The organism is Marinobacter xestospongiae (genome assembly GCF_023156385.1).
Lineage (GTDB): Bacteria > Pseudomonadota > Gammaproteobacteria > Pseudomonadales > Oleiphilaceae > Marinobacter > Marinobacter xestospongiae.
The window spans coordinates 217,477-242,127 of the sequence record NZ_JAKZAK010000002.1; the positions used below are offsets into that span (position 1 = coordinate 217,477).

Sequence of the window (24,651 nt, forward strand, 5' to 3'; positions counted from 1 at the left end):
GTTAGCGACCCTCCAGACGGCGCAGGAAGCGGGCCTGCCAGAGGTTGATGGCAAACAGCAGCACCAGTGAGGTCAACAGCACCACCGAGGCGATGGCACTGGCAGCGGCGTAGTCAAACTCCTGCAGCCGCACGTAGATCATCAGACTGGTCACCTCACTGACGTAGGGCATGTTGCCGGCGATGAAGATCACTGCACCGAACTCACCCAGGCTGCGGGTAAACGACAACGCCGCACCGGTCACCAGCGCCGGCCACAGGGCCGGGAAGATCACCTTACGGAAAATGCGGCCATCGGAGGCGCCCAGGCTCATGGCCGCCTCTTCATCCTCCGGCGACAGCTCCTCCAGCACCGGCTGCACCGTACGCACCACGAAGGGAATGCTGGTGAAGGCCATGGCGACGACGATACCCACGGGGGTGAACGCCACTTCCAGCCCCAGCTTGCTCAACCACTGACCGTACCAGCCGGTCTCGGCGAACAGAGTCGCCAGGGTAATACCAGCGACCGCCGTCGGCAGGGCAAAGGGCAGATCCACCATGGCATCCACCAGGCGCTTGCCCGGGAATTCATAGCGCACCAGCACCCAGGCCAGCAGCAGGCCAAACAGGGCGTTGAACAGGGAGGCCGCCAGGGCCGCGAGCGCAGTCACCTTGTAGGAGGCCACCACCCGCGGGTCACTGATCACAAACCAGAACTGTTGCCAGCTCATGCCAGAGGCTTCCACCACCAGACCGCTGAGGGGCAACAGCAGCACCATGCTGACGAACAGCAGCGAGATACCCAGGCTCAGGGTGAACCCGGGCAGGACCCGCTTATTGCGTTTAACGAGGAAAGGGCGCGGTGTTGCCACAGCGCCCTGGGTGACGGTTTCGGTCACGGAGATGTCCTAGCGACGTTGCAGTTGGTCCAGTTTGCCGCCACTGGCGAAGTGCGTCTGCATGGCGTTTTCCCAACTGCCGGCGATGTCCTGAATAGGCAGCAGTTTGACCTCTGGGAAGCGGTCAGCCACCTCCGCCTTGACGGTCTCATCGTGGACCCGGTAGTTGAAGCCGGACAGCAGGCGCTGGGCCTCTTCACTGTACAGGTGCTCCAGGTAGGCCTTGGCCAGATCCAGGTTGCCGTTCTGTTCGGCGTAGTCATCAACCCAGGTCACCGGGAATTCGGCCAGGAAACTGACTTTCGGTGTCACCACCTGGTAGTCATCGCCCAGTCGGTCAACAATGTTGAGGACTTCCGACTCGAAGGTCAGCAGCACATCACCAATACCACGCTCGATAAAGGTGGTGGTGGCACCGCGGCCGCCGCTGTCGAAGACCTTGACCCGGCCCAGCAGGCTGGAGAGGAAGTCATCGATCCGTTCCTGGTCGTCACCAAAGGTGTCCTGAGCGTAGCCCAGCGCCGCAAGATAGGTATAGCGGGCGTTGCCGGACGTTTTCGGGTTCGGCATCACCAGATCAACGTCCTCACGGACCAGATCGTCCCAGTTCTCAATGCCTTTGGGATTGTCCTTGCGTACCAGGAAAGCCATGGTGGAGTAATACGGTGAGCTGTTGTTCGGCAGCCGCTCGGCCCAGTTCTCCGGCAGCAGGTTGCCACGCTCGTGGATGATGTCGATGTCGGTGACCTGGTTGAAGGTCACCACATCGGCCTTCAGCCCCTGGATGATGGCCTGTGCCTGACGGGAAGAGCCGGCGTGGGACTGGCGGATGGTGACATCCTCTCCCTGGGTCTCCTGCCAGTAAGCCTGGAACTGTTCGTTGTAGGCAGCGAAGAGTTCACGGGCAATGTCATAGGATGTATTCAGCAGTTCCCGGTCAGCCGCCAGCACAGGCTGTGCCGCCAGGGTGACCGCGACCGCGACACCTTTGAGAAAGTGTTTCATGGTATCTACCCCAGTCCGGTACGTGGAAAATCGTGTAAGGGCGCCTAAGCTACCAGAAGCACTAAAAAACGAAAAAGCATAAAATAGGATATGGTTATTTCTTTTTTGAATTGAATACCCCGCCCCGCCTCCCTGTCGTAGAGCCATGCCGTCACCGCCCTGAGGCCGGGCATCAGGGCATCAGGGCATCAGGCAGACGTCGTTCTTGTTGGCCTTCTTGACCCGATACATCGCCTCGTCCGCTCTGCGGATCAGATCCTGTCCCTGCTGATCTCCGCCCCGACCGGTGCAGATACCAACGCTGGCACCCACCCGCACCGCGTCTCCCGATGCCAGGGCGACAGGCCGGGTAATGGCCTCACGGAACCGCTGCCCGATCTCCAGCACACTGGCTTCCGAGGCGATGTTCTCTGTTACCACCACAAACTCATCGCCGCCAAGCCGTGCGACACAGTCACTGTCCCTCGCCTCCTGCTGAAGCCGTCGGGCAATCTCCTGCAGCAGGATGTCACCCGCTTCGTGGCCATACTGGTCGTTCACCGGCTTGAATCCATCCAGATCAATCAGGATGACCGCTAACGGTTCATGGCGGCGCTGTGCCCGCTGCAACGCTTTTTCCAGATGGGTCATCAGACCATAGCGGTTGTAGAGCCCGGTCAGCGGGTCCTCCACCACCCGACGCTCCAGCTGTGCCTTGGCCGCTTCCAGCTCGGAAGTTCGCAGTGCAACCCGGTGCTCCAGCTCCCGTTCCTGACGCTGCAGCGCCATGACCAACTGACGCTGGGCCAGCTCCTTCTGGCGCTTGAACTCATTGAAGCGGGCAGCCAGGCCGAAGGACAGCAGGAGCATCTCGATGGCGGAGCCGATCTGGAGGCTGTAGACCGTGAGGAAGTTGGACGGTATCCAGCCCAGGTTGCGCACCGACAGCAGCGCCGTCCCCACCAGCAACAGCAGCCAGGCCAGCAGGTAGATCCGTGCGGCGGGAATCCGGTGGCGGACACCGGCCACGCCACTGGCAATCAGGAACACCGTCGTCAACACGCCCATGGCGGACATGATCTTCAGCGCGCCCTGCACCGGTACCACCAGGGTGATCAGGGCGGCCCCCCACCAGCAAATCACCATGACCGACAGCACCCGGTCCCAACGCGGCGCGATCCGCCGCATGTCCAGGAAGCTGCGGGCAAACATCACCGCCAAAGTCGCCGCCAGGGTATAACCGGTGGGCAGGATGCGATTGCCCCACTCCCCGACCAGACCTGGCCACAGCAGCAGCGGCCCCAATCCATTCATGCTGGACGCGGCGATGCCGAAGCTGAACACGAACAGCGAGTAAAGCAGAAAGGTGCGATGCCGGGTGCCGAGAAACAGCAGAAAATTGTAGGTACCCAATGCCACCAGCATGCCGAAGTACAGCGCCAGCCAGACATAGGCCTGATCGCTGTCTTCGTAGAACTCGATGGTCGGCGCCAGCCGGGCGTTGAGCGTCATGCTGGCGTGGGTGGTCACCCGCAGGTACAGGGTTGCCCGTTCGCCGGCGTCGAATGACAGCGGAAACACCGGCTTGCGGTGCGCCACCACACGATCTGCGGGGGTCAGGGTGCGTCCGGAGCGCATCTGCTCAACCGTACCGTCGGTATTGACCCGATACAGCCGGATGTCGTCCAGGTAGGCGTAGGTAAACTCAAGCATCCGATCCAGCCGCTGACTGGATCGGGATTCCACGTCGACCCGCATCCAGTAAACGTCTGGCGTATAGCCCTGGTGAAGATCCCCAGCGGCCGCCAGGCGGAAAAGCCCGGTGCCGGCACGCACTTGGTCGAAGCTCAGTTCGCCTCCCGGGTCCCTCAACAACGCGACATAGCCATCCAAGGACTGCGCCAGACCTTCATCCAGCACCAACGGGCGTTCCTCGCTCCAGGCCGACATTGCCAACAGCACCAGCCACACCACAGCAAGGCACTGAACACCCATACCACAACCACCAGACCGCAAACGCACGTCCCCCTTCCGACCCCACCGTAGGATCACATGACCCGGCGGCGGGAAGTATAGCGGCTAAGGGATGTTTCCGGCAGGTAAGGCGACGGAATTGTCCGTCCAAAATGGTTCGGGGCGGCAACTCACCGCCCCGCACCGGGGGGCAGAAAATTACCGGTTAAGCAGCCACTCAGAACGATCCAGCACCCGGCGATTGATGCGGATTTCAGCGATATCACCAGCGAACAGATTGCCCGGCTCCCCTTCCCAGCTGTTAATGCCAATGGACCAGGGTTGCCCGGGTTCAACCAGCAACCCCTGTTGCTCACCCACACCGGTGCGCATCACCAGAGAGCCATCAACGTACATCTGCACCTTTTCACCATCATTGATCAGGGCAATGTGGTACCAGTAGCCGTTCATCACTTCCCAGGACCAGTTATCCGGGCCTTTGCCATTCTGCGAGGTGCTCACCCACTGAAACTCTTTCAAGGACGACACGTTCAGTCCAAGAGATGCATCGCCACCACTGCAATCCACCTGATGGTAGTCGCAAACCCGGGAGATCTGGGGACGATGGTTGAGGATACCCGACCACTTGTTATCTTCGGACGACCAATCCTCCGGCAATCTGACGATTGCTTCGATGGTGTAGGTTGGCAGGTAGCCCGCATTCCCCGATTCACTGGTACTGAAGGTCAGCCCGGGTGCTTCGGTGGTCAGGTAGTACCCGCCAACACGGTTATTGCCACGGAAACTGGCGGCACCGTCAGCATACCCAAAGGGAGCCGGCTCATTCGTCAGGCTGAAGTAGTTCGAAAGGTCGCCCTGGGGATCATTGAAAGACGCCAGATGCAGGCTGTTGCCGTTACCGGAGGCATCGAGGAACTCGACGTTTCCATTGGTGGTGGTTGCACGGTGGGCCTCATCCAGAATCCAGTAGGCCTGGGTGTCGTCAATATTGCCGGGTTCGTCGTCCACAGCACCTTGGTTGAAGGCACTGAAGCGGGCATCAAAATCCATTGGCACACTGAACTCCCAACGGGACAGCTCATCCTGTGGCTGGCGTTGCCCCTCGGGAATCGCTGCCACCCATGGTGAGAAGGAACGAAAATCCAGCTCGTCGTTGGCGGCGTCAAACCCCACCAGCTGCATCATGCCATTCCCGCCCCAGAAGCCGGATTGGTAGTCCACTACAACCATCACCACATCGCGGCCATAGTCGTTCTTTCCCACCATCATTGCCTCGCCATGGTGGTGACCGTTAAACGTCAGGAAAATCTGGTCGTTACTGCGAATCAGACGATCCCACAGCATGGCACCATGATCGGTGAAGATCGCCGTTTCGCCGTCACCCGCAATATTGAGCAACTGGTGAGTGGTGAGAATCACGGGCAAGTCCGGATGCTGATCCAGCACTGACTGGGCCCAGGTGACGGTCTGCTCCGAAGACCGCCAGTCCAGCGCCAGTACCAGATACTCCCGGCCACCGGCTGAGAATATGTGGTAACTACTGAATCCTGTACTGTCTGTGCCCTGGAACGTGGTGAAGTTGCCAGCCTGCAACGACGCCGGGAAATGGTTGAGGTAAGGCTCCGACGCCAGCGACCTTTCATTGTCCCACTGGCTGCTGTCCATTACATCGTGGTTTCCAGGCAGCACACTGTAGGGCGTATCAGCATTGGCTTCCAGCACCTGCATGGCCTGTCGGGCATAGGTCCACTCGGAGGGCTCGTCCGCCTGATCAACCACGTCGCCCAGGTGAACGGTGAAGGCGATCCCTTCCTGCCGGTAGTTGTCGGCAATCCATTGAGTCTGGGCCAGAAACCGCTCTGGCGAATAGCGGGCATACTTCTGGGTATCTGGAATCACCGCCAGGGTAAAATCTGCGTCACTGTCGACCACCGGTCCTGTGGTGCTGTTTCCAGAGCTGCCGTCACCACCACAGGCAGACAACATCAGACTCATGGCGATGGGCAATCCGCCCCGCCACCACGCATTGCGGGATAGACACTTCATAGTGAGACTCCTGACTATCGAATGAACGAAGCGCCACCCTAGCCAGAAGACGTTAAAATTGTATGAATATAAAGCCCAGAAACTTCAAAGAATAAAAACATCAAAACCAAATATAAAATAGTCAAATTTTAATTTATAAGTGAATCTATATTTTATATACGAACCGTCCAGCTTTATTGGCCTGCCAGGCAATCACTGGGATTACGCAGCGGACAGGCGGTGAGGGAAAGACACCCGCAACCAATGCACTCTCCCAATTGATCCCGCAACATGGAGAGATCGTGGATCTTGCGATCCAGCAGATCCCGCCAGCGACTGGACATGGCCTCCCACTGCGCCGGCGTCGGAGCCTCGTTGGGCGGCAAGGCATCCAGCGCCACCTTGATGTCCCTGAGGGGTACGCCGGTCTGCTGGGCGATCTTGATGATCGCCACCCGACGCAGCACATGGCGGGAATAGCGGCGGTGGTTGGCGTTGTTACGCCAGCCGTGAATCAACCCTTCAGCTTCATAGAAATGCACCGCCGACACCGCAATCTCGCAACGCTTGGCCACCTCCCCCGCACTCAGGGCCTGCTTGCGACTGTCGATTTTACGGCTCGGTAACTTTCGAAACTCCATGGCTTGACCTCAAGTTGACTTGAGGTCTTAGAGTGCCGTTCCTCCCCCCCTTGGCAAGCACAAAGGAACGTTATGGAACACACCTTGCAACCACCCGCTCGGACATCCCTGTCCCTGCTGACCTTCACCGGCCTGTGCGTGCTGGTCGGCCTCAACCTGCGGCCATCGCTGGCCGTCATCGGGCCACTGACCGAACATCTCCAGCTCGCCCTGGCGATGAACTACACCCAGATCTCCCTGCTCACACTGTTGCCAGTACTGGTGATGGGCCTTGGCTGTTTCGTCGCCATGCCGCTGGCCCGCCGCCTGGGGGTGCATCAACTGGTGGGCATTGCCCTGGTGCTGATTGCACTGGCTGACCTGATGCGACTGTTCGATCTGGGGTGGTTGGCGTTCCTGTCCACCGCACTGCTCGGTGGTGCCGGCATCGCCCTGGTCCAGGCATTGATGCCCGCAATCATCAAACGCCAGACCGGCGAACGCATGGCCATCACCATGGGCTGGTACATCACCGCCATCATGTGCGGCGCGGCGCTATCCTCTACTCTGGCTCCGATTCTCACCGACACTCTGGACAGCTGGCGTCACAGCATGGCGAGCTGGGCACTGCTGGCGGCCGTCGCAGCGCTGTTCTGGCAGGGCAATCGTCGTGGTCTGGCGCTGCCGGCGGAACACCGCAGCCACTCACCCCGGCCAACGCTGGTGCCTGGACGCAGCGCCGCCCTGGCCGTGTTTTTCGCACTGGCGGGCACCGGCTATGTATGTGTGCTGGCCTGGCTGCCCCCTTACACCATGGATCTCGGGTTCAGCGCGGTGGAATCCGGTTACCTGCTGGGGTACCTGACCTGTGTGGAAGTGGTGGCAGGTCTGCTGTTTCCGTCTCTGGCCCAACGCAGTACCGACCGGCGACCGGTAATTTTTCTGGTACTGGGCCTGACCATGGCGGGCTTTCTGGTACTGGCCCTGATGCCGCAGACCCCGTCCATCCTGGTGCCGCTGACGCTGCTGGGGCTGGGTATTGGCGGGCAGTTCCCGCTGGCAATGATTGTGGCGATGGATCACCATCCCGACCACCAGGTGGCTGGTCAGATCGTCGGACGGGTTCAGGGTTATGGCTACACCCTGGCGGCCTTCACGCCGTTGCTGGCAGGGGTCACACGAGACCTGCTGGGGACATTCGTCGATGTCTGGCTGGTATTGGCCGCCGCCTACGTCCTGCTGTTCCTGTTGGCGGCAGAGTTCAACCCCCGCCACTATCACCGGCAGTTCCGGTGACAGTGGCGGTAGGGTGATGGAAGGAGTGTAAGCTCCGGTTACTTCACCAGTCCCTGGGCCCGCGCCATGGCGTAGGCCGCCTGGGGACCGGTCCACAGGGATGGCAGGATGATCAGCGACACAGGTATGGCGGTCAGCACGATAAACTGCTGCAGCACCCCAATCTGACCGCTGCCCATGTACAACAGAATCGCCGCCATGATCGCCATGGCCGCGCCCCAGAAGGTCCGTACCAGGAAGTGGGGCTCGTCATGGCCGGTACCAACCATGGCGATGCAATAGCTCATGGAATCACCGGTGGTGGCAACAAAGATGGTGGTCAGCAACAGGATCGCCGCCGCCATGAAGGTGCCACCTGGCAGAGCCTGAGCCACAGTCAGGGTGGCCACATCGAAGGAGAAGGCATTCAATGCTTCGGTCAGGTCAATGGCACCGCTGAGCTGATAGAACACACCGCTACCGCCGAGCAGGGTAAACCAGATGGTGGTGGCGATCGGCGCCAACAGCGAAATGGCCAGGATGGTTTCGCGGATGGTGCGGCCTCGGGAGATCCGGGCCACAAAGATGGACATCAGTGGGGTGTAGCCAATAAACCAGGCGAAGAAGAATACCGTCCACCATTTCATCCACCAGTCCGGGGCGGTTTCCGAGGTCACGGTGGCCATATCAAAGAATGAGGTCATGTACTCCCCCATCCCGGACAGATAGCTGTTGGTAAGGAACAGCGTCGGGCCGAAGACGAAGATCACCGCCGCAATCACTAACGCCAGCACCACGTTGAAACGGCTGAGCAACTGGATACCGCGATGGACGCCGCTCATTGCGGACGTCATGTAAACCCCTGCCAGAATGGCGAGGATCACCAACTGGGCACCATAGCTGTCGGCAAAGCCGAACAGTTCGTGCAGCCCAAAGCTCATCTGGGTTGCCAGGAAGCCGATCGGCCCCACTGTGCCGGCCACCACGGCAATCACGCAAAGCGCGTCCACCACGCCGCCAACCCAGCTGGTCAGAATCCGTTCACCAAATACCGGGTACAACAGGGTTCGGGGTTGCAGTGGCTTGCCCTGAACGTAGTGGGCATGGGCCAGCACCAAAGAAGTCAGCGAACCAAGCACCGCCCAGGCCAGCAAGCCCCAGTGCATGAACGACTGCGCCAGTGCCGGCGCCACGGCCTCCGCGGTCGCCGCCTCGGTATCGAACACCGGCGGCGTCACCACAAAGTGGTAGACCGGTTCACCCGCGGCAAAGAACACGCCGCCACCGGCCAGCAGCGTACAAAGGATCATCGCCAGCCAGCGGAAGGTACCGATCTCCGGCTTCGCCAGATCCCCCAGCCGGGCCGCGCCCGCCTGACTCAGGGCAACGCCCATGGCGATGAAGAACGTCAGCAGCAGCAGGAGCTGAAAAAACGATCCCAGATTCTTCGCGGTCCAGGCAAATCCCTCGCCTATCTGTGTAGCCACCCATTGCGAATCAGCCAGTGAAAAGCCGATGAAGGCAATGATGAATCCCATGGTGAGAATCAGAACAACCGGATCACCCAGGTGATGCCAGCGGGATGGTGCAGCGGAAGAGCCAGACGCTGCCGACGAGAGAGTGGTCATAAAAAAGCCAGTTTTTTGCAAATGGCCGCGCACCCTAAAGGCCACGGCCATTGGCTTCAACCGGTATTTCCCCTGACACGGGGGGATTGGGCTACCAGGGAGGCTCCCATTAACTCCGAATCGTCCCTGCGCGATCCGGAGTTAATCTGAGGTTCCCTAGTGTCCCGTCTGGGTAATTCGTTAACTTAATGAGCCACTGACAACCCGAAGAGCTAGGCGTGCTGGTGACGGTTTGGTGGTTCCAAACCGAGACAGTACAACGACGCTATTCGGGTTGTCAGTGGCTCCCGAAGGGCTTGTCCCTGAGGGCTCTGAGCCTGTGTTGCCACTGCTTGATGTGGAACCACCACATCGGCACAGCGGCGCCTTGGTCAGAACCCTCAGAGACAAGCAGTAAGTCAACGAATTAACCAGACGGGACACTAGAACTGATAACTCAGACGGCCATACACCGAGCGGGGCTCGCCCGGCATGCTGGAGGAGCGCCAGTAGTCAGTATCCAGCAGGTTGTGCACCGCCAGGGTGGTGCTCCAGTCACGCCACTGCCAGCCCACCATCGCATCAACACGGGTAAAGCCATCCAGGTGCGCGGCGGAGCCGTCGCGGTTGTAGTTGTAGCGGTCACCCAGGTGAGTCACGCCCAGCTCGCCATACCACTGATCGTCCGGCACATAGCGCACAAAGGCATTGCCAGTGACGTTGCTGGTGTTGTCCAGATGGCGCCCTTCCTCAGCCGGATCGGCGACATTATCAACCACCTTCGCGGACATCACCCCTACCGAGCTGCGCAGGAACCAGTGATCAACGATCTGGCCAATCAGGCTCAGCTCAATACCCCGGGAACGCTCCTGGCCCCGCTCCGCCCAGCGGAACGGGTCGTTGTCCGGGTCAGGACGGTAACGGATGTTGCGGTGTTCGATCTGGTACAGCGACACCGTGGAAGTGAGTCGTTGATCCAGCCAGTCACTTTTCAGGCCGATCTCGTACTGGCGGTTTTCCTCAGGATCGGTGTTGAAGGTGTCGCTGTCGGCGGTGGCACTGATGCCGAGGTAACCCTGGCCGCCATAGGGCGAGAAACTCTGGCTGTAGGAAGCGTAGGCGGTATGGTCCCGGGCGAGGTCCCAGACCACACCGGCGCTGGGGCTGAATACGGTGTCGTCATAGCGGTTGCTGACATCATCAATGTTGGTGGTCTGGAACTCGTAGTCATCGATGCGGGCGCCCAACATCACCTTCAGCGCCGGAGTCAGCCCGATCAGATCCTGCACGAACAGCGATTGGGTCTCGGTCTCATGGACGTTGTCGAAGCGGATCGGTGCATTGGCCCGGTCCGGGCGCGGCCAACTGGACGGATCACGGGGATCAATGTTCACCAGGCCGCTGACGAAGCCAACCTTGGGCACCCGCTCCTCACGACTGTCCTCCAGGCCCAGGGTAATCTTGTGACTCAACGGACCTGTCGTCACCTCACCGGTCAGGCGCAGGGTGTTGGTCAGCGTCTTGTTGTCGGTTTCCTGCCAGGCGTAGTTGCGGGACAGCAGGCCGTCATCTTCGCTGTAGCGGCCAGCGTAATGGTGATCAAAGTTCTGCTCGGCCTGGCGGTAGCCGATCAGCCAGCTGATTTCCCAGTCATCGGCAAACTGGTAACCGAGGCTGGAACGGACAAAATGCAGGGTATCCTCAACGTAATCCCCGGGGTGGGCGAAGCCGGTGTGGTAGTCGATCCCCATGAGATCGTAGTCCGACTTGCTCGGCCCACGGTCCGGTACTCGCCAGGCGTTGTCATAGGTGTATTGGGCTTCCCACGTCAGGCGACCATCGTCGGAGGCCACCAAAACGCTGGGTGACAGCATCTCATTCTCGCTTTCGATGCCGGAGCGGAAGGCGTTGGCCCGGCCAATCTCACCGGTAAGCCGAACCGCCACGTTGTCGTTCACCACCTCGTTCACATCCAGCGTTGCGCTGCGATCGGCCCAGGAACCGTAGTTGACACCCACGACCCGTGTGGGCGTGAAGTTGGCGGACTTGCTCACCAGGTTGATCACCCCGCCACCGGTGCTGCGCCCGTAGAGTACCGACGCCGGCCCCTTGAGAATCTCGACCCGCTCGATGTTGGCGGTGCTCCGTCGCACCTGGCCACTGGAGCGGATTCCGTCCCGGTAGATGTCGTTGGCGTCTGCCTTGAAGCCCCGCAGAAAGATGTTCTCCCCGCGCATGTCGTAGCTGGCATCCACACCGGCGTTGCCCTCAAGGATCGAGCTGAGGTCATTGGTGCCGTAGTTCTTGTTCTTCTGGATGTTGATGACATCGATGGTCTGGGGTACCTCGCGAATCGTCAGATTGTTGCGGGTGACGTTCGCCTCTTCGTAGCCAACGTACCCCTTGGTCTGACTCAGTTCCGACGTCGCCTCCACCAGCAGCGTCGGCAGAGTGGCGGTGTATCCCGGGCTGTCAGCCACAGCAGAGACCGGCTGGGCCAGCCCGGCAACGAACAGAGATAGAGTAATCGTAGGGTGAGCGGGTTTGACACGCATGGTTGCGGGATACCTCGTTGATCCGGTCATCGAATGGCCATGAGGCAGCCCTGGTCCGACCGCCTCAAATTTCGGGCGGCAAACCTACCACAATTTAATAATAATACAAATGCGAATTGTTGTTATTTGATGATTGAGCAAAGCCTGCTCTGCCATCCTGGCGCTGGCCATGGGAATCCGAGAGTCGGTAACTGACCGACCAGTAAAGGAAAAGCGCCCCGCTGACCTACTGCGTCGTTCTGGGAAGATGGTCAGGCCGCCGGGAATCTGGCCTCTGCCTGAACTTCGTTCATCTTGCGCAGGACCAAAGGCACAAACAGCGCGAAGCGAGCGTTGAACTCCTGCTGGGTCAGCGCCATTTCCAGATTGTTAACCATCGTCACCCAGCAGAACGCCAGGTTGTCTTCCAGATCGTCACCGTTGGCGTCAATCTCGAAATCCAGCGCCTTGAGCAGATTCAGATGATCCCCGCGGGACAGGTAATCGGTGGTGCGCAGAAGTGCCAGTGCCTTCAGGAAGAAGGGCCTGGTTTTCATGAGGTTAGTGGCGAGGTAAGACTCCTCGGGCGCCATGCCCTGAAGGGTCTCGAATACATCGGCCATGCAGTTCTGGATGTCGGCGTCGATGGCTTCAGGCAGGTTTTCAATTTGCATGGATAACATCCCCTGTTACTGCGGATATCCGCTGTTCAGATACCAATACCACCCAGGGAATCGGCGCCGGCATCTTAACACGATCAGCTGTCACGCCTTATACGAAGAAGTGACGATCGTGGCTCAGACACCGGAACCTGAGAGGGTCGCTGATCAGCACGTGACCAGCGCCCCGGAAGCCATCAGGACAACCAGCCGAAGCGGTCTTCCACTCGACCGAACTGCAGGTCGGTCAGGGCCTGGCGAAGCTTCTGGGTGTGCGGACCCATGCTGCCGTCGCCAACCACCAGGCGCTCACCACGGCACAGCAGGTAACCAACACCGGACAACACCGCGGCAGTGCCGGACAGGAACGCCTCACCATCCTTGATCCAGTCCTGGATATCGTCAACGGTAAAGTCCTCTTCGCGAACCTCGTAGCCCAGGTCTTTTGCCACGGTGATCACCGAATCCCGGGTAACACCGTCAAGGAACGAGGGCGCCAGCGGTTTGGTCAGCAGGCAGTTGTCCTTGAGCAGGAAGAAGTTGGATGCGCCGGTTTCCTGAACGTCACCGCCAGGGCAGAACAGCACCTGATCCGCGCCTTCGTTCTCCCGCGCTTCAATCACTTGCCGCAGGGCAGCAGCGTAGTTGCCACCGGTCTTGGTCTGGCCGGTACCGGGTGCGCAGCGCATGGCTTCCTCTTCCACCTTAATGGTCAGCGCCTTGGCGCCACCGGTGAAATAGTCACCCACCGGCGAGCCCAGCACGTACAGCAGGGCATCACGGGACGGTGCGCCGGCGGCACCAATGTTCGCCTCGGTGCCGATTAGCGTTGGCCGCAGATACAGCGCCTTGGGCGGCTCCGGCATTTCGGCGTCACACTCCGCCAGCATCTCACGGACCATGCTTTCCACCACCTGTTCACCGGGGAACGGCAGGTACAGCTGCTTGGCGCTGCGGCCGAAGCGGGCCATGTGACGATCCAGCCGGAACACACGGGTGTGACCATCCGGCGTACGGTAGGCTTTCATACCCTCGAAACAGGTACTGGCGTAATGCAGGACGTGAGCAGCAGGATGCAGGGAAATCGGCGCCACCGGCACAACCCTGGCCGGCTGCCAGACACCGTCAATGCATTCGGCCACCGCCATCTTCGAAATAAACTCTGTTCCAAAGGCCCCGGTCTGCCGTGGTGCCTGTGCCTTGTTGGGGGACGAATCCGCCATTCTCTGCTCCTCCCGATACGCAACCTGATGTCTTGATAAGCCCACCATTATGACCCTTCATGGCCCGGAAAAACAGATACAGAGGCTGTTGGTTAAGGCAGTACACCTTCATCAAACAGATCAACTCTGGCCGTTTTCTGCTCGCAAAAGGTCTGCGGAGGTCAGCTGAAAGAACCGCTCCGGCGGGCGATAACACTCCGGCAACTGATCACTGCCCCACTGCGCCAGGGCCTGCATCACCGGCAGCAGCGCCGCGCCCCGGGAAGTGAAGTGGTACTCGTAGCGACGCGGTCGCTCCTGGTAGAGCACTTTGCGGATTAGACCATGGTCGGAGAGCTTGCGTAGCCGGCTGGCCAGGATGTTGGTGGGAATCGCTTCCGCCACCTCACTGAACTGGCCGTAGCGATGCCGACCCAGCGCCATCTCCCGCAGGATTACCAGACTCCAGCGATCCCCCACCAACTCCAGGCCCCGGGCCAGTGGGCAGTACTGGCCTGCTGACCGGGTGTCATCCGGCACCGATGAGCGATCGACAGGTTCGGCCAGATCGGCGCGTTGAGTGGTCGCAGAGTTCGGGTCAGGAGAGGAGCTGGGAGAGGTCATGGTTGCAGTTTAGAGGCACCAATAGTCACTTGCAATACGCAAGTCATCTAGCGACACTAAAGAAACTTTCAAAATGAAAGTGACCTGTTCCGACAAAGCAAGTACTAGGAGACAACCATGCTCGGCCCTACCCCAGGCTCACACCACTGGAGCGAACGCACCAACGGTGCCATGACCACCCGCGAGAAGGCACACGTTATCTGGCAACTGATCCGCACTCAGGTCGACGAGCAGGCCAGCCGGCTGTGCTATCGCCTCAACCTGTCTCCAGCCCGTCGGCGCAAGGTTTCACTGGAGGCTATCCGACGCCCGGACACCGGATTTTCCCGCGAGTGCGAGGAATTGGCAGCCAGCCGCTATTCCCCCGCGCTGCTGGCGCATTGTTACCGCACCTGGCTGATGGGCGCGGTAGTGGGCCAGGCGCTGGCGATCGAGGCCGACCCGGAACAGCTCTACATCGCCTGTCTGCTGCACGACCTGGGCCTGACCGCCCCCAACCTCGACTGCGCCTGCGACACCGGTTTCCAGATCCTTGGTGCCCGGGAAGCCTGGCGACTGGCCAAGGGACAGCAATGGAGTGATGACGACGCCAGCCGGCTGTACGAGGCCATCAGCTACCACCTCAACCCCTGGCTCAGCGCCCGCCACCACTCAGCCGAGGCACTGCTGCTCAAGTACGGCGCCCACATGGACGTCGCTGGCGCCTACCGGCACCTGGTGCCAGAGCCTCTGCATCAGCAGATCCACCACCGCCACCCCCGCCACGGGTTCCGTGAGGAGATCGTCACGTCCATCGATCAGACTCCGCACCGCCCGGGCAGCCACGCCCACTTCCTACGCCGCTGCGGCTTCAGCAAGCTGGCCGCCAATAACCCCCTGGACCAGCGACTGCGTTAAGACGTCACCAATGATGCCAGCAACGGCCGAAAATGGCTGAACGGCGGATACGCCCGCTCAGGGTCCTTACCCTCATCATCCCAGTGGCGCACCCGCACACAGGCCTCCAGATAGGGATTGGTTCGGAACGCCGCTACTTCGGCCTCGTTCATCGGCCCGCCCTGCAGCTCCAGGGTATACACCGATGCATCCGACAGCCGCTGGAAGTAAGCCGGGTCCACCGCGCACAGGTAGCGTTTGGTGGCAACATGCTGGCGAATGGGCTCAACCACCTCGGGGGGGAAGAAGCGGGCCAGGAAGTTGGCGCCAGCTTCCTCGTGGTAGTTGTTGGTGCCTTCCATCAGAACATCGTCCGGTATCTCATTGGTGTAATGTCCGAGATCGTGCAACAAGGCCGCGGCCACCATCGCGGCCGGCGCACCGTCGCGTTCGGCGCAAGCCGCGGCCTGGAGCATGTGCTGGGCCATCGACACCGCCTCGCCCAGGTACGACTCCGCGCCCCGACGCAAGAAGATGCCTTCAATGAAATCCACAATGGTGTCCCGGGTTGGCAATGGCTGAGTCATATCGCTCTCCCCATGGCGGCTGGCCGGGTTTCCCGTTGCAACACGGCCAGGGTGCTGTAGAGACCATCCAGGTCGGCATAGGCGCCCTGGAGATGGCGCTCGCCGCCGGCCTGATAGCCGGTGCGGGCGTGCATGATTCGGGTATTGTCGAACACCATCAGATCGCCCGGGTTGAGCCGGAACGTCAGTTTCAGCTCTGGCCGCTCGAGAATGCGGGCATAGTGTCGGTAAGCCCGATAGAACGGCTTGATAACCGCCGGGGGCAGCATGATCGTATCGATGGAGCGGTTGTTGTAACGCACCTTGGTGATCCGCCCGCGATCGTCCAGCTCGATCATCGGCACCCGCGAGCGCAGATCCGTCGAGGCATCCTGAAAACGGTAGTTGAGATAGTGACCGGTCAGCAGTTCGAAATCCTCCGGTGCCTCTTCCCTCAGAATGGCGGCGGCGCGAAAGCCATCCACCAGAATCGAGTCGCCGCCTTCGGTGGAACTCGCCAGGCAATGCAGCAACTGCACGGTCGGCACCGGATCACGATAGGGATTATCGGCATGACAGCCCAGCCCCAGGTTGCTGAACGCTAGGTTGTTGGGGTCCACCACCGAGCGCACGTCGAATAACTCGCCGTAGTTGGTCTCACGGACGAAACCGAAACTGCGGATGACGTCCAACACCGCCCCACTCTCACAGGGCACGTTGCCGAGCAGCGCAAAGCCCAGCGTCTGCACCGACTGCAGGCAGTCCCGACGGACTTCCCGTGAATGGCCATACTCGTCATAGTCTGTCTTGGCCACGCCACCGCTGAAGCAGCTGGCCTGCCATAGGGTCTTGGCAGATTCGGACCGGTCATCCCAGGGTTCGTTCAGGGTGTAGCAGTGACGTCGCAACCACTGCGCCTCAAAGATAGAGCGGTGGCCATCCGGCTCAAAGACCACCTCCAACCGATCCTCAGACAGGCGATTGACCTGCCCGATCGACAACGACTCCGAAAAGTCGCTGACATTGACCAGACGCTGACCGTTGGCCGGGTGGCGGCTCGCCGACATCTGGCAATGGTCCCGCAACCACAAAGCATAGAACCCACTTTGCTGGCCGTCCGCCCACTCGATCACCAGCTCGTCCGGCACAAACCGGACTTCTTTCAACATACTCACAGCGTTCTCCTCAACGTGTCTTCCGGGGGCTGCTCAGCTCAAGAAGCTGAAAGCCAACTATCAGGAAAACTTATTCACAGAAGATGTCACTTCTGTGAAATCACCGCAGAGTTGTTGATAAAAGGCTAGCAAACGGATAGACATACCAGACAAGCTGAAACAGTGAGTTAGATTTTCTTATGGAAAGAGGCACCTTGCCCTCACTGAACGCCCTCCGGGCCTTCGAAGCCGCCGCCCGTTATGAGAGCCTCACCCAGGCTGCCCGGGAACTGGGTGTCAGCCAGGCCGCTGTCAGCCAGCAGGTCAGGCTGCTGGAAGACCACCTGGGGCAACCGCTGTTCCTGCGCCACCCCCGCCGTCTTGAGCTTACCGACACCGGCCGGGCCTATCTGCCCATCCTCAGCACAGCGCTTACAACTCTGCGGGAAGGAACCCAGGCGCTGTTCGGTGACGACGCCCAACGCCCACTGACGGTTCGGGTTGCCGGTAGCTTTGCCCGTCAGTGGCTGGTGCCCAGGCTGCCCGAACTCTACCGCAAGCAGCCCAGCCTACGACTGCGCCTGCTGGCCATCACCTGGCCCTCACAACACACCCTGGAAGGCGCTGACCTGGAGATCGCCAATGGCTATGGCGACTGGCAGGGACTGGAGGTGGAACGCCTGACCCGGGAACACTGGTTGGTGGTGGCCGCCCCCGGATTCCCGATCCGGCATGGCGCGGCCGATCTGAAAACACGGCTGCACAGCCTGCCCCGGATTGCGGTGCAGGGCTATCGCGAGACCTGGCAGCAGTGGCAGCAACAGGCGAACATCGCCGGCACCCTGCCCGAACCGATCATGGAAACCGACACCACCAGCCTCGCCATTGAAGCTGCCAAGGCCGGTCTCGGTCTGCTGCTGGTGCGGTCACTGCTGGTGGAGCAGGCCCTGGCGGATGGGTCGCTGGTGCAGGCCAGCCCGGTCACGCTGGCCAGCGATGGCGGTCATTACCTGGTTCGGGAAGCCGGACGCCTCGTCCGCCCCGGAGAAGCGGCATTCTGCCAATGGCTCAGGCAGGAGCTGGGTGGGTAAAAGAACAGACGGGCGCCATTGCAAGGCGAATGGATAGCGAGCTAGGAGCCCAGATAGTGATGCAGCAACTGAATCACCAACAGCAACGCCAGGGCGGGAAAGAAGAATCGACGGTAACGGGCCAACTGCTGACCATTGTCTCTGGGGGCGTAGCGTTCAATCAGGGGTACGATTACGACCAGTACCACAAACAGGACTGCAAGAATCGTCAATAACACCATGGCACCGGGCTTCCTTGTATGGCCGAACTACATTGCCCTGCCAGTGTAAGGGAGGCACAGAAGCCGCGACAACCGCCGGCACCCCTCCCGGCGAAATGCCGGGCAGCCACAAGACTGCCCGGCCGGTGATATTCCAATCAGGCCTGGGTTCTGCGACGACGCAGATACAGACCGGTCAGACCAAGTCCGAACAACGCCAGGGAGCCAGGTTCTGGCACCGGGTCACCCGGATCGTTGGGGTCCTGGTTGGTGATCTCTTCCACCTTGATGTCCACGAAAGACTGGGTGAAGGAGTCGGCGTCCAGGCCACCACTGCGCAGGATATTGAGGTTCCAGGCGGCCCCGCCGGTGGCGGTGGCCAGATCCACGTAGTCCGTTTTGGTGGTGCCAAATCCGCTGCCAATGGTGCCTTGGCCGGCGCATTCGGTGTAGCCACCGCTGCCATCGGCCTCGTAACCATTACTGTCGCTGTCGATACCGATGGCGCCGGTGGTGCTGGGCGAACAGCCGAAGTTGTTGTTGACCACTACGTTCAACAGAGCGCCCAAGCCGCCCATATCAGACAACAACCCGTTAGCGGTGAGGGTATCGCCAAAGGGAGCGTCCCGGTCCTCATCCGTCACCAGCACAAAGTTGACCGCGCTGTCGGAGCGGAAGCTGAGATTGTTGATGGCCCAGTCGATGGCGCTCCAGCCATCTTCAAAACCACCACTGGCTACCAGGGAGCTGGTAGCGGTCGCAAACTGGGCTGCGGAACCCCAGTTCTGGATACCGCCGGTGCCGGCGTCCATGTCATGGGGGTGAGGTGCCTGGCCAGTGCCATGCAATGATGAACCAAAGCCCACCAGGGAATACTGGTTGGCCTGGGAACCACCGACACCTTTAGCCTGCAAGCCACTTTCGAGGCTGGAGATCATGTTGCCGAGCCAGGTATGCTCGCCGGCCATGGAACCGGATTCGTCCACCAGAAAAACCACGTCGGCGCTGATGGGCGCCGCAAGGGAGGATGTACTGGCCAACGCCAGAGCAGCTCCCAGTGCAAGAGTGTGTTTCATTCGTCTATCTCCTTTATGGGTCTTATTACTGCTGCCTGCACTTAAGCTTTAGCAAGAACCCGACCAGAAGCATTTTTCTCAATAATTACTGCTAGATAGACGATTTAAAACACGACACTCTGTTAGCTGCGTAAACAATGCCGACATATCCTTCAGGATCAGCGACGGCGGCGTGATTGCGCCAGACAACGCAACACGATCCGCTCCGCCGCCAGCCGCTCGCAGGCGGCTATGGCCAGATCCCGCTCCAGCCGCAATCGCCGCAACTGGTGATGCACTTGCCCTGGGTGCGCCACGTCCGTTTTCCGCACACCACTCGCCCGCGCTATTGATTCGCCTGTTGCCATAACCCCTGCCCTCCTGATCGCCAGTGATACCAACGCTCGATGCGTCGTAACTGCAAACAGGCTACAGGCGGATTCGGGCCAGCCAGAGGCACAGTGGTGATGAATTGTGGCGAGAATCGGGGGAGAGAGGCAGCCACCGAGCGTTTCGGTGGCTGCGAACAGCAGGGCTTACTTGATCAGGTGGAGAATGTAGGGCATACGGAAAGTTTCGCCCTTGGTGGTGGCAACCAATCCAAGTATGCAAACCACGATGTGCAGAATACCGATGATCGGGAACAGCAAGACACCGATTACGACAAAACTCAGAACAATAGCCACCATGGATGCGATGAATGAGGTAATCGACCAATTCAGCGCTTCCTTGGCATGATCCAGTACATAGGGATCGTCTTTCTTGACGATGTACAGCACCAGGCAGGGAATGAAGCCAAAGAAAAAGGTACCAATCCAGTTCAACAGCGCCAGGTTGCGGGAATCCTGACTGGGTTCCGACAGCCCGGTACCGGCAGCAGACTCCGTCTGGGCCTGGTTTTGTGCTTGGGCTTGAGCCTGAGGCTCTGGCTGTGCAGCGGGGGCGGCCTGCGGCTTGGGCTCCGGCTGCTCAGGGGACGACGGTGATTGCGGCGAGGGGTCAGACATATCTACTCCTTTTGATGGGGACCATATCCTTTGCGGCCATGGCATTACGCCTTTGCCCTGACCAGGCACTGGCCAGGCGAGGCAGGCCCCTACTATACGGCAGACCCGCGGGCTTGAAAATTCAGTTTCGTACGGTGCTGACCACGGTCGACGCAATAACCTTAAGACACCCTGGCCGGCAGGTGACTGTAAGGGGTGTCTTGCCTACCACCTCACCATCCGCGGTCACGGTCTTGGGCTTACGGGTACCAATCCGGCATTGCCGCCCCTTCAGGTGAAGCAGTGTGCTGGTGCGACGCGGCGCCTGCCGGTTCAACCGTACCATCACAAAGGTCAGCAGCAGCTGTAACAGGGGCCGGGGCCTCACCGCAATCACGTCCAGCAAGCCATCGTCGGCGGCCGCCTGGGGGATTTCATTGCCACCGCCATAGAAGGCACCGCTGGCCACCGCGACAGACAGCCAGCGGCCACTCACCTGCCCCCGATCACATTCAATGGTGGCACGGAAGCCCCGCTTTGCACCGAGCTGACGAATCAGCTCCACACCGTAGCTGAATCGCCCGAGCAGTCGCTTGCGGCTGCCGTTTCCGCGCCGCACTGGCAGGGTGCCCAGACCGACATGCGCCACATTGAGAAAAATCTGTTCACCGAAAACCGCCACATCCACAGCCCGGGACTCACCCCTGGCAATGAGTCTGCATAGGGCATCCGGATCATCCGGCAATGCCAGATTGCGGGCAAAATCGTTGGCCGTGCCCGATGGCAGGACCGCCAGGGTCGCCCCGGTGTCCGTGCAGACGCGGGCACCAAGGTTCGCCGAGCCATCACCACCGGCCACCATCACCACATCGCCTGGCCCCGCCTCCTGTTGCCAGGCCGGGTCGTCAAACTCACAGCACCGCGGCTGCTCAATCCCCGCGGCCACCAACGCCGATACCCAGAAGTCACGCCCCCGCCCGCCATCACCGGCTTGGCCGTTGGCCACCAACCAATAGGTCATTGCACGGTCTCCCCCGATATCCTGTCCGACTACAGAGCCTCCCAGCATAGGAGCATTGAAGACCGGCGGCGATTACGGTTGCGCAAGGCGGGAAGGAATCGTGGCGAGCAGATCCGTCAACACGGAACAATCGGGAACGTTCAAGCCTGGGGCTGTCCGATGTCCGGACAGCCCCGGCAATAAGGGGGCGGGCCGTCAGTCAGGGATGAATGCCCAACTGGAAGCTCCCCTGCAGTTGATCGCCCGTGGCGGTGCTCAGGTTGTAGCTGCCACTGACGGTATACAGGCCAACACTCCTGATGGTGACGCTGCCACCGGTGACCACGATGTTCGAGCCGACGCCGAAGGCATCGGATTCGGCGTACGCCACGACGTAGCGGCCATCGGTACCGGGATCAACAGAGTCCAGCACTGAGTAGGTGCCGGCCTGCTTGCTACCGCCGTAGAAGTTGAACATTAGCTCGATATCATCGTTGCCATAGGGCGCAACCACCTCGGTTGACCAGTAGGTCTGGGTGCCGTTGCCATACGGCAGGTCACCGCCACCGGGGAACTGGTCGCCAAAGTCATCGGGGAAACCGGAGGTGGTCACCTCCACATCGGTGATCATCCCGCAGACTTCGCCGGTACTGGCAAGATCCGGAAACTGGGCAGAAGACATCGACAGCTGCCCCTGGTGCCAGGTCGTCTGACTGGAAATCTTGTCAAACTCGGCCGCCCAGAGAATGTTGCCGTCACAGGTCAGGGTCATACCAAGACCACCACTGTCGAGCCGGTAATACTGGAACTGCTCATCCTGGCAGAACGGATTGTCATCGTCCGACGGGTCGAACTCGTCCTCATCCACCGGCTCGGCCACGTCCTCGCCGCAGCTGCGCACCAGCAACTGGCCACCCTCGGACAGGAACATGGTTTCGGTGACGAAAGAGCCGGCGGTCTCGGAGGTAATCTCATTGCCTAGCAACGTGAACGAGGTAGCCGCATCCATCACCACCAGAGTCCGCCAGATTCCCGAGCCAACACTCTGCATATAGGACTCCACCTGCGCCAGGGTCAGGTTCTCACCATCAATGACCCCGGGCTCCAGCCGCCCCTCAAGCTCGAAGCTCGCCAGGGTTTCACGGAAGTGCGCCAACGCCTGTTCCCGGGCAACCATACCGCGGGCGCCCGAGTTGGTTGCAGCGGTCAGTTCATCCAGCGCGGCCGTCACCGCCGCGTCAGCTTCAAAGGCGGCCTCGGACTGGCTGAAATCAATACTGCGGCCCTCCGCCTGGCCACGAACTGACGCGGTAATCTGGATACCATTATCGGGATTGCCATCATCATCGATGGTCTGGATAAAGCGGACCATGTTCACCACCGTCGGGTGGCTGTCATCCACCGCATCGGCGACCAGGTCGATGGGGCTGACGATGTCATCCCCGGTCGCCTGGCCCAACTCAATGCCACCGATGTAGAAACGGACAGTCTGGCCGACCACATACTCGAAGCGGCCCTCGGCGTCAGTCACACCACTGCTGTCGCCGGCGGTGTATTGCAAGCCGGCCACCGGAGCGTCGATGAACACCCCCTGCTGGGTAGTGCCGCCCCCATCACCACCGCCATTGTCGCCGCCGTTGCCGTCGCCACCGCCGTCATTACCGGAACCACCACCGCTGCTGCCACCGCCGCAGGCGGCCAGCATCAGGCTCAGACAAAGGGCCCCCAGAGGCCCACTCATTCGAAGAACCATCGTCTCCCCTCCTTTGAATACCAAACCTCAACCCCGGCAGGCACGCACAAACCCGCAGCCTGCACCGCCCACGGGAGCACCAGAGTGATAACGCTTGAACATTCACCAGGCCCCTTTGAGGTTAGGCCAGTCTGTCGCCGTTGACGCCTACGAATATGCGTAGTGATGAATTGTCATAGGTAGTGATAGTAGTGATGGGTAGTGATGGATAGCCATGGGTCGCCATCCGCGGCTTTTCAGGCCATCCCCAACACCAACGCCTGGCGCGGTGATTGCTTCAGCATTGCACTGAGCCTGGCTTCGAAAGGAAACGACGGACGTGCACTTCGACGAGTTTTTTCGACGCAGCAACGCCGCCTCCAGCGTCGATGAACTGCTGGCCCTGTACCGCCATGCCCTGGTAACACTGGCCAGCGACCCAGCGGGCGGGGACCCGCGGTTACCGGACAGAACCGACCGTCTGACCCGTCAGTTCCAGGCCCGCTACGCCCGTCTGGCGATACCTCATACTGAGAATCAGCCGCTCAGCGTAAAAGAACTCGACGTACTGCGCTGGTGCGCCCAGGGCTTCACCCGCCAGGAAGCCGCCGACCACATGCGCCTGTCCACTCATACCATCGACTTCCACCTGCGTAATGCCATGCGCAAGCTGCAGGCACGAAACTGCACCGCAGCGGTGGTGCGGGCGCTGGAACTGGGTGTGTTGCAGCTTTAGGGCGGCAGAGGCACCAGAACCGGGAACCACCATCCCGGTTTCGTCAGCGCTGCGGACACGGCAGAATAGACACACAGCCGGCTGTCCGGCGCCCCTATCCCGCAACAGAGAGTCCGCATGAACCCGATCATCGACCAGCTCAGTCGTCATCGCTCCATCCGCAAGTTCCAGCCACGGGCCATTCCACGGCAATCCCTGGAGGCGTTCGTCCGCGCCGGACAGTGCGCGGCGACCTCAAGCCATGTCCAGGCCTACAGCATCATCCACGTGGTGAACCCTGAAAACCGCGCCAGGCTGGCAGAGCTCGCCGGTGGTCAGCCCTACATTGCTGAATGCTCGGATTTCCTGGTGTTCTGCGCCGACATGAAACGCCCCACTGAAGCCGCCGAGCGCGCCGGTGCCGACGTGGTCCGGGGCATGACGGAACAGCTGTTGGTGGCCAGCATCGATACCGCCCTGATGGCACAGAACGTCGCCATTGCCGCCGAATCGGAAGGCGTGGGCATCTGCTACATCGGCGGCATCCGCAACAATCCGGCGGAGGTCAGCGAGCTGCTGCGCCTGCCGGAGCATGTCTATCCGGTGTTCGGCATGTGTCTGGGCTACCCGGACCAGGACCCGGAAGTGAAACCGCGGCTGCCACTGCCCGCCATCCTCAAGGAAGACTACTACCAGGATGCCCGGGACGCCGAGCTGGTGGCGGAATTCGACGCCACCATGCACCGCTATTACCAGGTTCGCACCGGTGGCAACAAGGACAGCAACTGGTCCGAACAGCTCAAGCCGCTGTTCACCAGCAAGCTGCGTCCCCACATGCAGTCCTTCCTGCGGGACCGGGGGTTCGGCAAGCAGTAAGGCGCCTCTGGCAGAC

General features: G+C 60.6%; 23 protein-coding genes. 5 read left to right on the top strand and 18 right to left on the bottom strand.

The window, feature by feature from the left end; all coding sequences use genetic code 11:
* Position 1: 1 nt before the first annotated feature.
* From cysT to soxR, 5 genes are all read right to left on the bottom strand, one after another.
* Positions 2-853 carry a sulfate/thiosulfate ABC transporter permease CysT gene (cysT, locus tag MLD24_RS02850; RefSeq protein ID WP_248163901.1) on the bottom strand — a complete coding sequence of 284 codons (852 nt, stop codon included), beginning with the start codon at positions 851-853 and terminating at the stop codon, positions 2-4.
* A 36-nt stretch (positions 854-889) separates the two neighbouring features.
* Positions 890-1,885, bottom strand: a complete 996-nt coding sequence (gene cysP / locus MLD24_RS02855) for a thiosulfate ABC transporter substrate-binding protein CysP (protein ID WP_227175037.1) — start codon at positions 1,883-1,885, stop codon at positions 890-892.
* Positions 1,886-2,065: 180 nt separating this feature from the next.
* Positions 2,066-3,859, bottom strand: a complete 1,794-nt coding sequence (locus MLD24_RS02860) for a diguanylate cyclase (protein ID WP_248163688.1) — start codon at positions 3,857-3,859, stop codon at positions 2,066-2,068.
* A gap of 177 nt (positions 3,860-4,036) precedes the next feature.
* Positions 4,037-5,884 (bottom strand): LamG-like jellyroll fold domain-containing protein, encoded by a 1,848-nt coding sequence (locus MLD24_RS02865; RefSeq protein WP_248163691.1) that lies wholly within the window; start codon positions 5,882-5,884, stop codon positions 4,037-4,039.
* Between the two features lie 173 nt (positions 5,885-6,057).
* Positions 6,058-6,504, bottom strand: coding sequence for a redox-sensitive transcriptional activator SoxR (gene soxR, locus MLD24_RS02870; protein WP_248163694.1), 447 nt, complete (start codon positions 6,502-6,504; stop codon positions 6,058-6,060).
* Positions 6,505-6,576: 72 nt separating this feature from the next.
* Here soxR and MLD24_RS02875 point away from each other — a divergent pair, with 72 nt between their 5' ends.
* Positions 6,577-7,779 (top strand): MFS transporter, encoded by a 1,203-nt coding sequence (locus MLD24_RS02875; RefSeq protein WP_248163697.1) that lies wholly within the window; start codon positions 6,577-6,579, stop codon positions 7,777-7,779.
* A 38-nt stretch (positions 7,780-7,817) separates the two neighbouring features.
* On the opposite strand, the gene MLD24_RS02880 is transcribed toward MLD24_RS02875, so the two are convergent.
* The 5 genes from MLD24_RS02880 to MLD24_RS02900 form a co-directional block, all read right to left on the bottom strand.
* Entirely contained in the window at positions 7,818-9,386 is a 1,569-nt protein-coding gene (locus MLD24_RS02880) for a BCCT family transporter (protein ID WP_248163700.1), read from the bottom strand.
* Positions 9,387-9,808: 422 nt separating this feature from the next.
* A complete protein-coding gene (locus tag MLD24_RS02885; RefSeq protein WP_248163703.1) occupies positions 9,809-11,920 on the bottom strand; it encodes a TonB-dependent receptor in 2,112 nt (703 codons plus the stop codon).
* 251 nt (positions 11,921-12,171) lie between these two features.
* Entirely contained in the window at positions 12,172-12,573 is a 402-nt protein-coding gene (locus MLD24_RS02890; protein WP_248163708.1) for a hypothetical protein, read from the bottom strand.
* Positions 12,574-12,755: 182 nt separating this feature from the next.
* Positions 12,756-13,781, bottom strand: coding sequence for a branched-chain amino acid aminotransferase (locus tag MLD24_RS02895; RefSeq protein WP_248163711.1), 1,026 nt, complete (start codon positions 13,779-13,781; stop codon positions 12,756-12,758).
* Between the two features lie 120 nt (positions 13,782-13,901).
* On the bottom strand, positions 13,902-14,384 hold the full coding sequence (locus tag MLD24_RS02900) for a winged helix-turn-helix transcriptional regulator (protein WP_248163714.1): 483 nt from the start codon (positions 14,382-14,384) through the stop codon (positions 13,902-13,904).
* A 117-nt stretch (positions 14,385-14,501) separates the two neighbouring features.
* Between MLD24_RS02900 and MLD24_RS02905 the strand changes: the two genes are divergently transcribed.
* Positions 14,502-15,281: an HD domain-containing protein gene (locus MLD24_RS02905; RefSeq protein WP_248163718.1), complete on the top strand. Its 780-nt coding sequence runs from the start codon at positions 14,502-14,504 to the stop codon at positions 15,279-15,281.
* Here the strand turns inward: MLD24_RS02905 and MLD24_RS02910 are convergent.
* The gene (locus tag MLD24_RS02910; protein WP_248163722.1) at positions 15,278-15,847 is read right to left on the bottom strand and encodes an HD domain-containing protein; all 570 of its coding nucleotides are present in this window, start codon (positions 15,845-15,847) and stop codon (positions 15,278-15,280) included. The genes MLD24_RS02905 and MLD24_RS02910 overlap by 4 nt on opposite strands.
* Positions 15,844-16,995, bottom strand: coding sequence for a 2-trimethylaminoethylphosphonate dioxygenase (gene tmpA, locus MLD24_RS02915; RefSeq protein ID WP_248163904.1), 1,152 nt, complete (start codon positions 16,993-16,995; stop codon positions 15,844-15,846). The genes MLD24_RS02910 and tmpA overlap by 4 nt, the downstream gene beginning before the upstream one ends.
* Positions 16,996-17,180: 185 nt before the next feature.
* On the opposite strand from tmpA, the gene MLD24_RS02920 reads away from it, so the two are divergent.
* A complete protein-coding gene (locus tag MLD24_RS02920; protein WP_248163725.1) occupies positions 17,181-18,071 on the top strand; it encodes a LysR substrate-binding domain-containing protein in 891 nt (296 codons plus the stop codon).
* A 41-nt stretch (positions 18,072-18,112) separates the two neighbouring features.
* Here the strand turns inward: MLD24_RS02920 and MLD24_RS02925 are convergent, their stop codons facing one another.
* The 6 genes from MLD24_RS02925 to MLD24_RS02950 all read right to left on the bottom strand — a co-directional run bounded on the left by MLD24_RS02925 (position 18,113) and on the right by MLD24_RS02950 (position 23,065).
* Complete coding sequence (locus tag MLD24_RS02925) at positions 18,113-18,292, bottom strand: hypothetical protein (protein ID WP_227174986.1); 180 nt, start codon at positions 18,290-18,292, stop codon at positions 18,113-18,115.
* Positions 18,293-18,429: 137 nt separating this feature from the next.
* Positions 18,430-19,347: a PEP-CTERM sorting domain-containing protein gene (locus MLD24_RS02930; protein ID WP_248163729.1), complete on the bottom strand. Its 918-nt coding sequence runs from the start codon at positions 19,345-19,347 to the stop codon at positions 18,430-18,432.
* Between the two features lie 158 nt (positions 19,348-19,505).
* Entirely contained in the window at positions 19,506-19,694 is a 189-nt protein-coding gene (locus MLD24_RS02935) for a hypothetical protein (protein WP_248163731.1), read from the bottom strand.
* A gap of 168 nt (positions 19,695-19,862) precedes the next feature.
* Positions 19,863-20,333, bottom strand: coding sequence for a DUF4870 domain-containing protein (locus tag MLD24_RS02940; protein WP_248163734.1), 471 nt, complete (start codon positions 20,331-20,333; stop codon positions 19,863-19,865).
* Positions 20,334-20,454: 121 nt separating this feature from the next.
* Complete coding sequence (locus tag MLD24_RS02945; RefSeq protein WP_227174968.1) at positions 20,455-21,333, bottom strand: diacylglycerol/lipid kinase family protein; 879 nt, start codon at positions 21,331-21,333, stop codon at positions 20,455-20,457.
* Between the two features lie 199 nt (positions 21,334-21,532).
* A complete protein-coding gene (locus MLD24_RS02950; RefSeq protein ID WP_248163736.1) occupies positions 21,533-23,065 on the bottom strand; it encodes a hypothetical protein in 1,533 nt (510 codons plus the stop codon).
* Between the two features lie 319 nt (positions 23,066-23,384).
* Here MLD24_RS02950 and MLD24_RS21640 point away from each other — a divergent pair, with 319 nt between their 5' ends.
* Positions 23,385-23,780 (top strand): helix-turn-helix transcriptional regulator, encoded by a 396-nt coding sequence (locus tag MLD24_RS21640; RefSeq protein WP_248163740.1) that lies wholly within the window; start codon positions 23,385-23,387, stop codon positions 23,778-23,780.
* A 117-nt stretch (positions 23,781-23,897) separates the two neighbouring features.
* Positions 23,898-24,635 (top strand): oxygen-insensitive NADPH nitroreductase, encoded by a 738-nt coding sequence (gene nfsA / locus MLD24_RS02960; protein ID WP_248163743.1) that lies wholly within the window; start codon positions 23,898-23,900, stop codon positions 24,633-24,635.
* Positions 24,636-24,651: the final 16 nt, after the last annotated feature.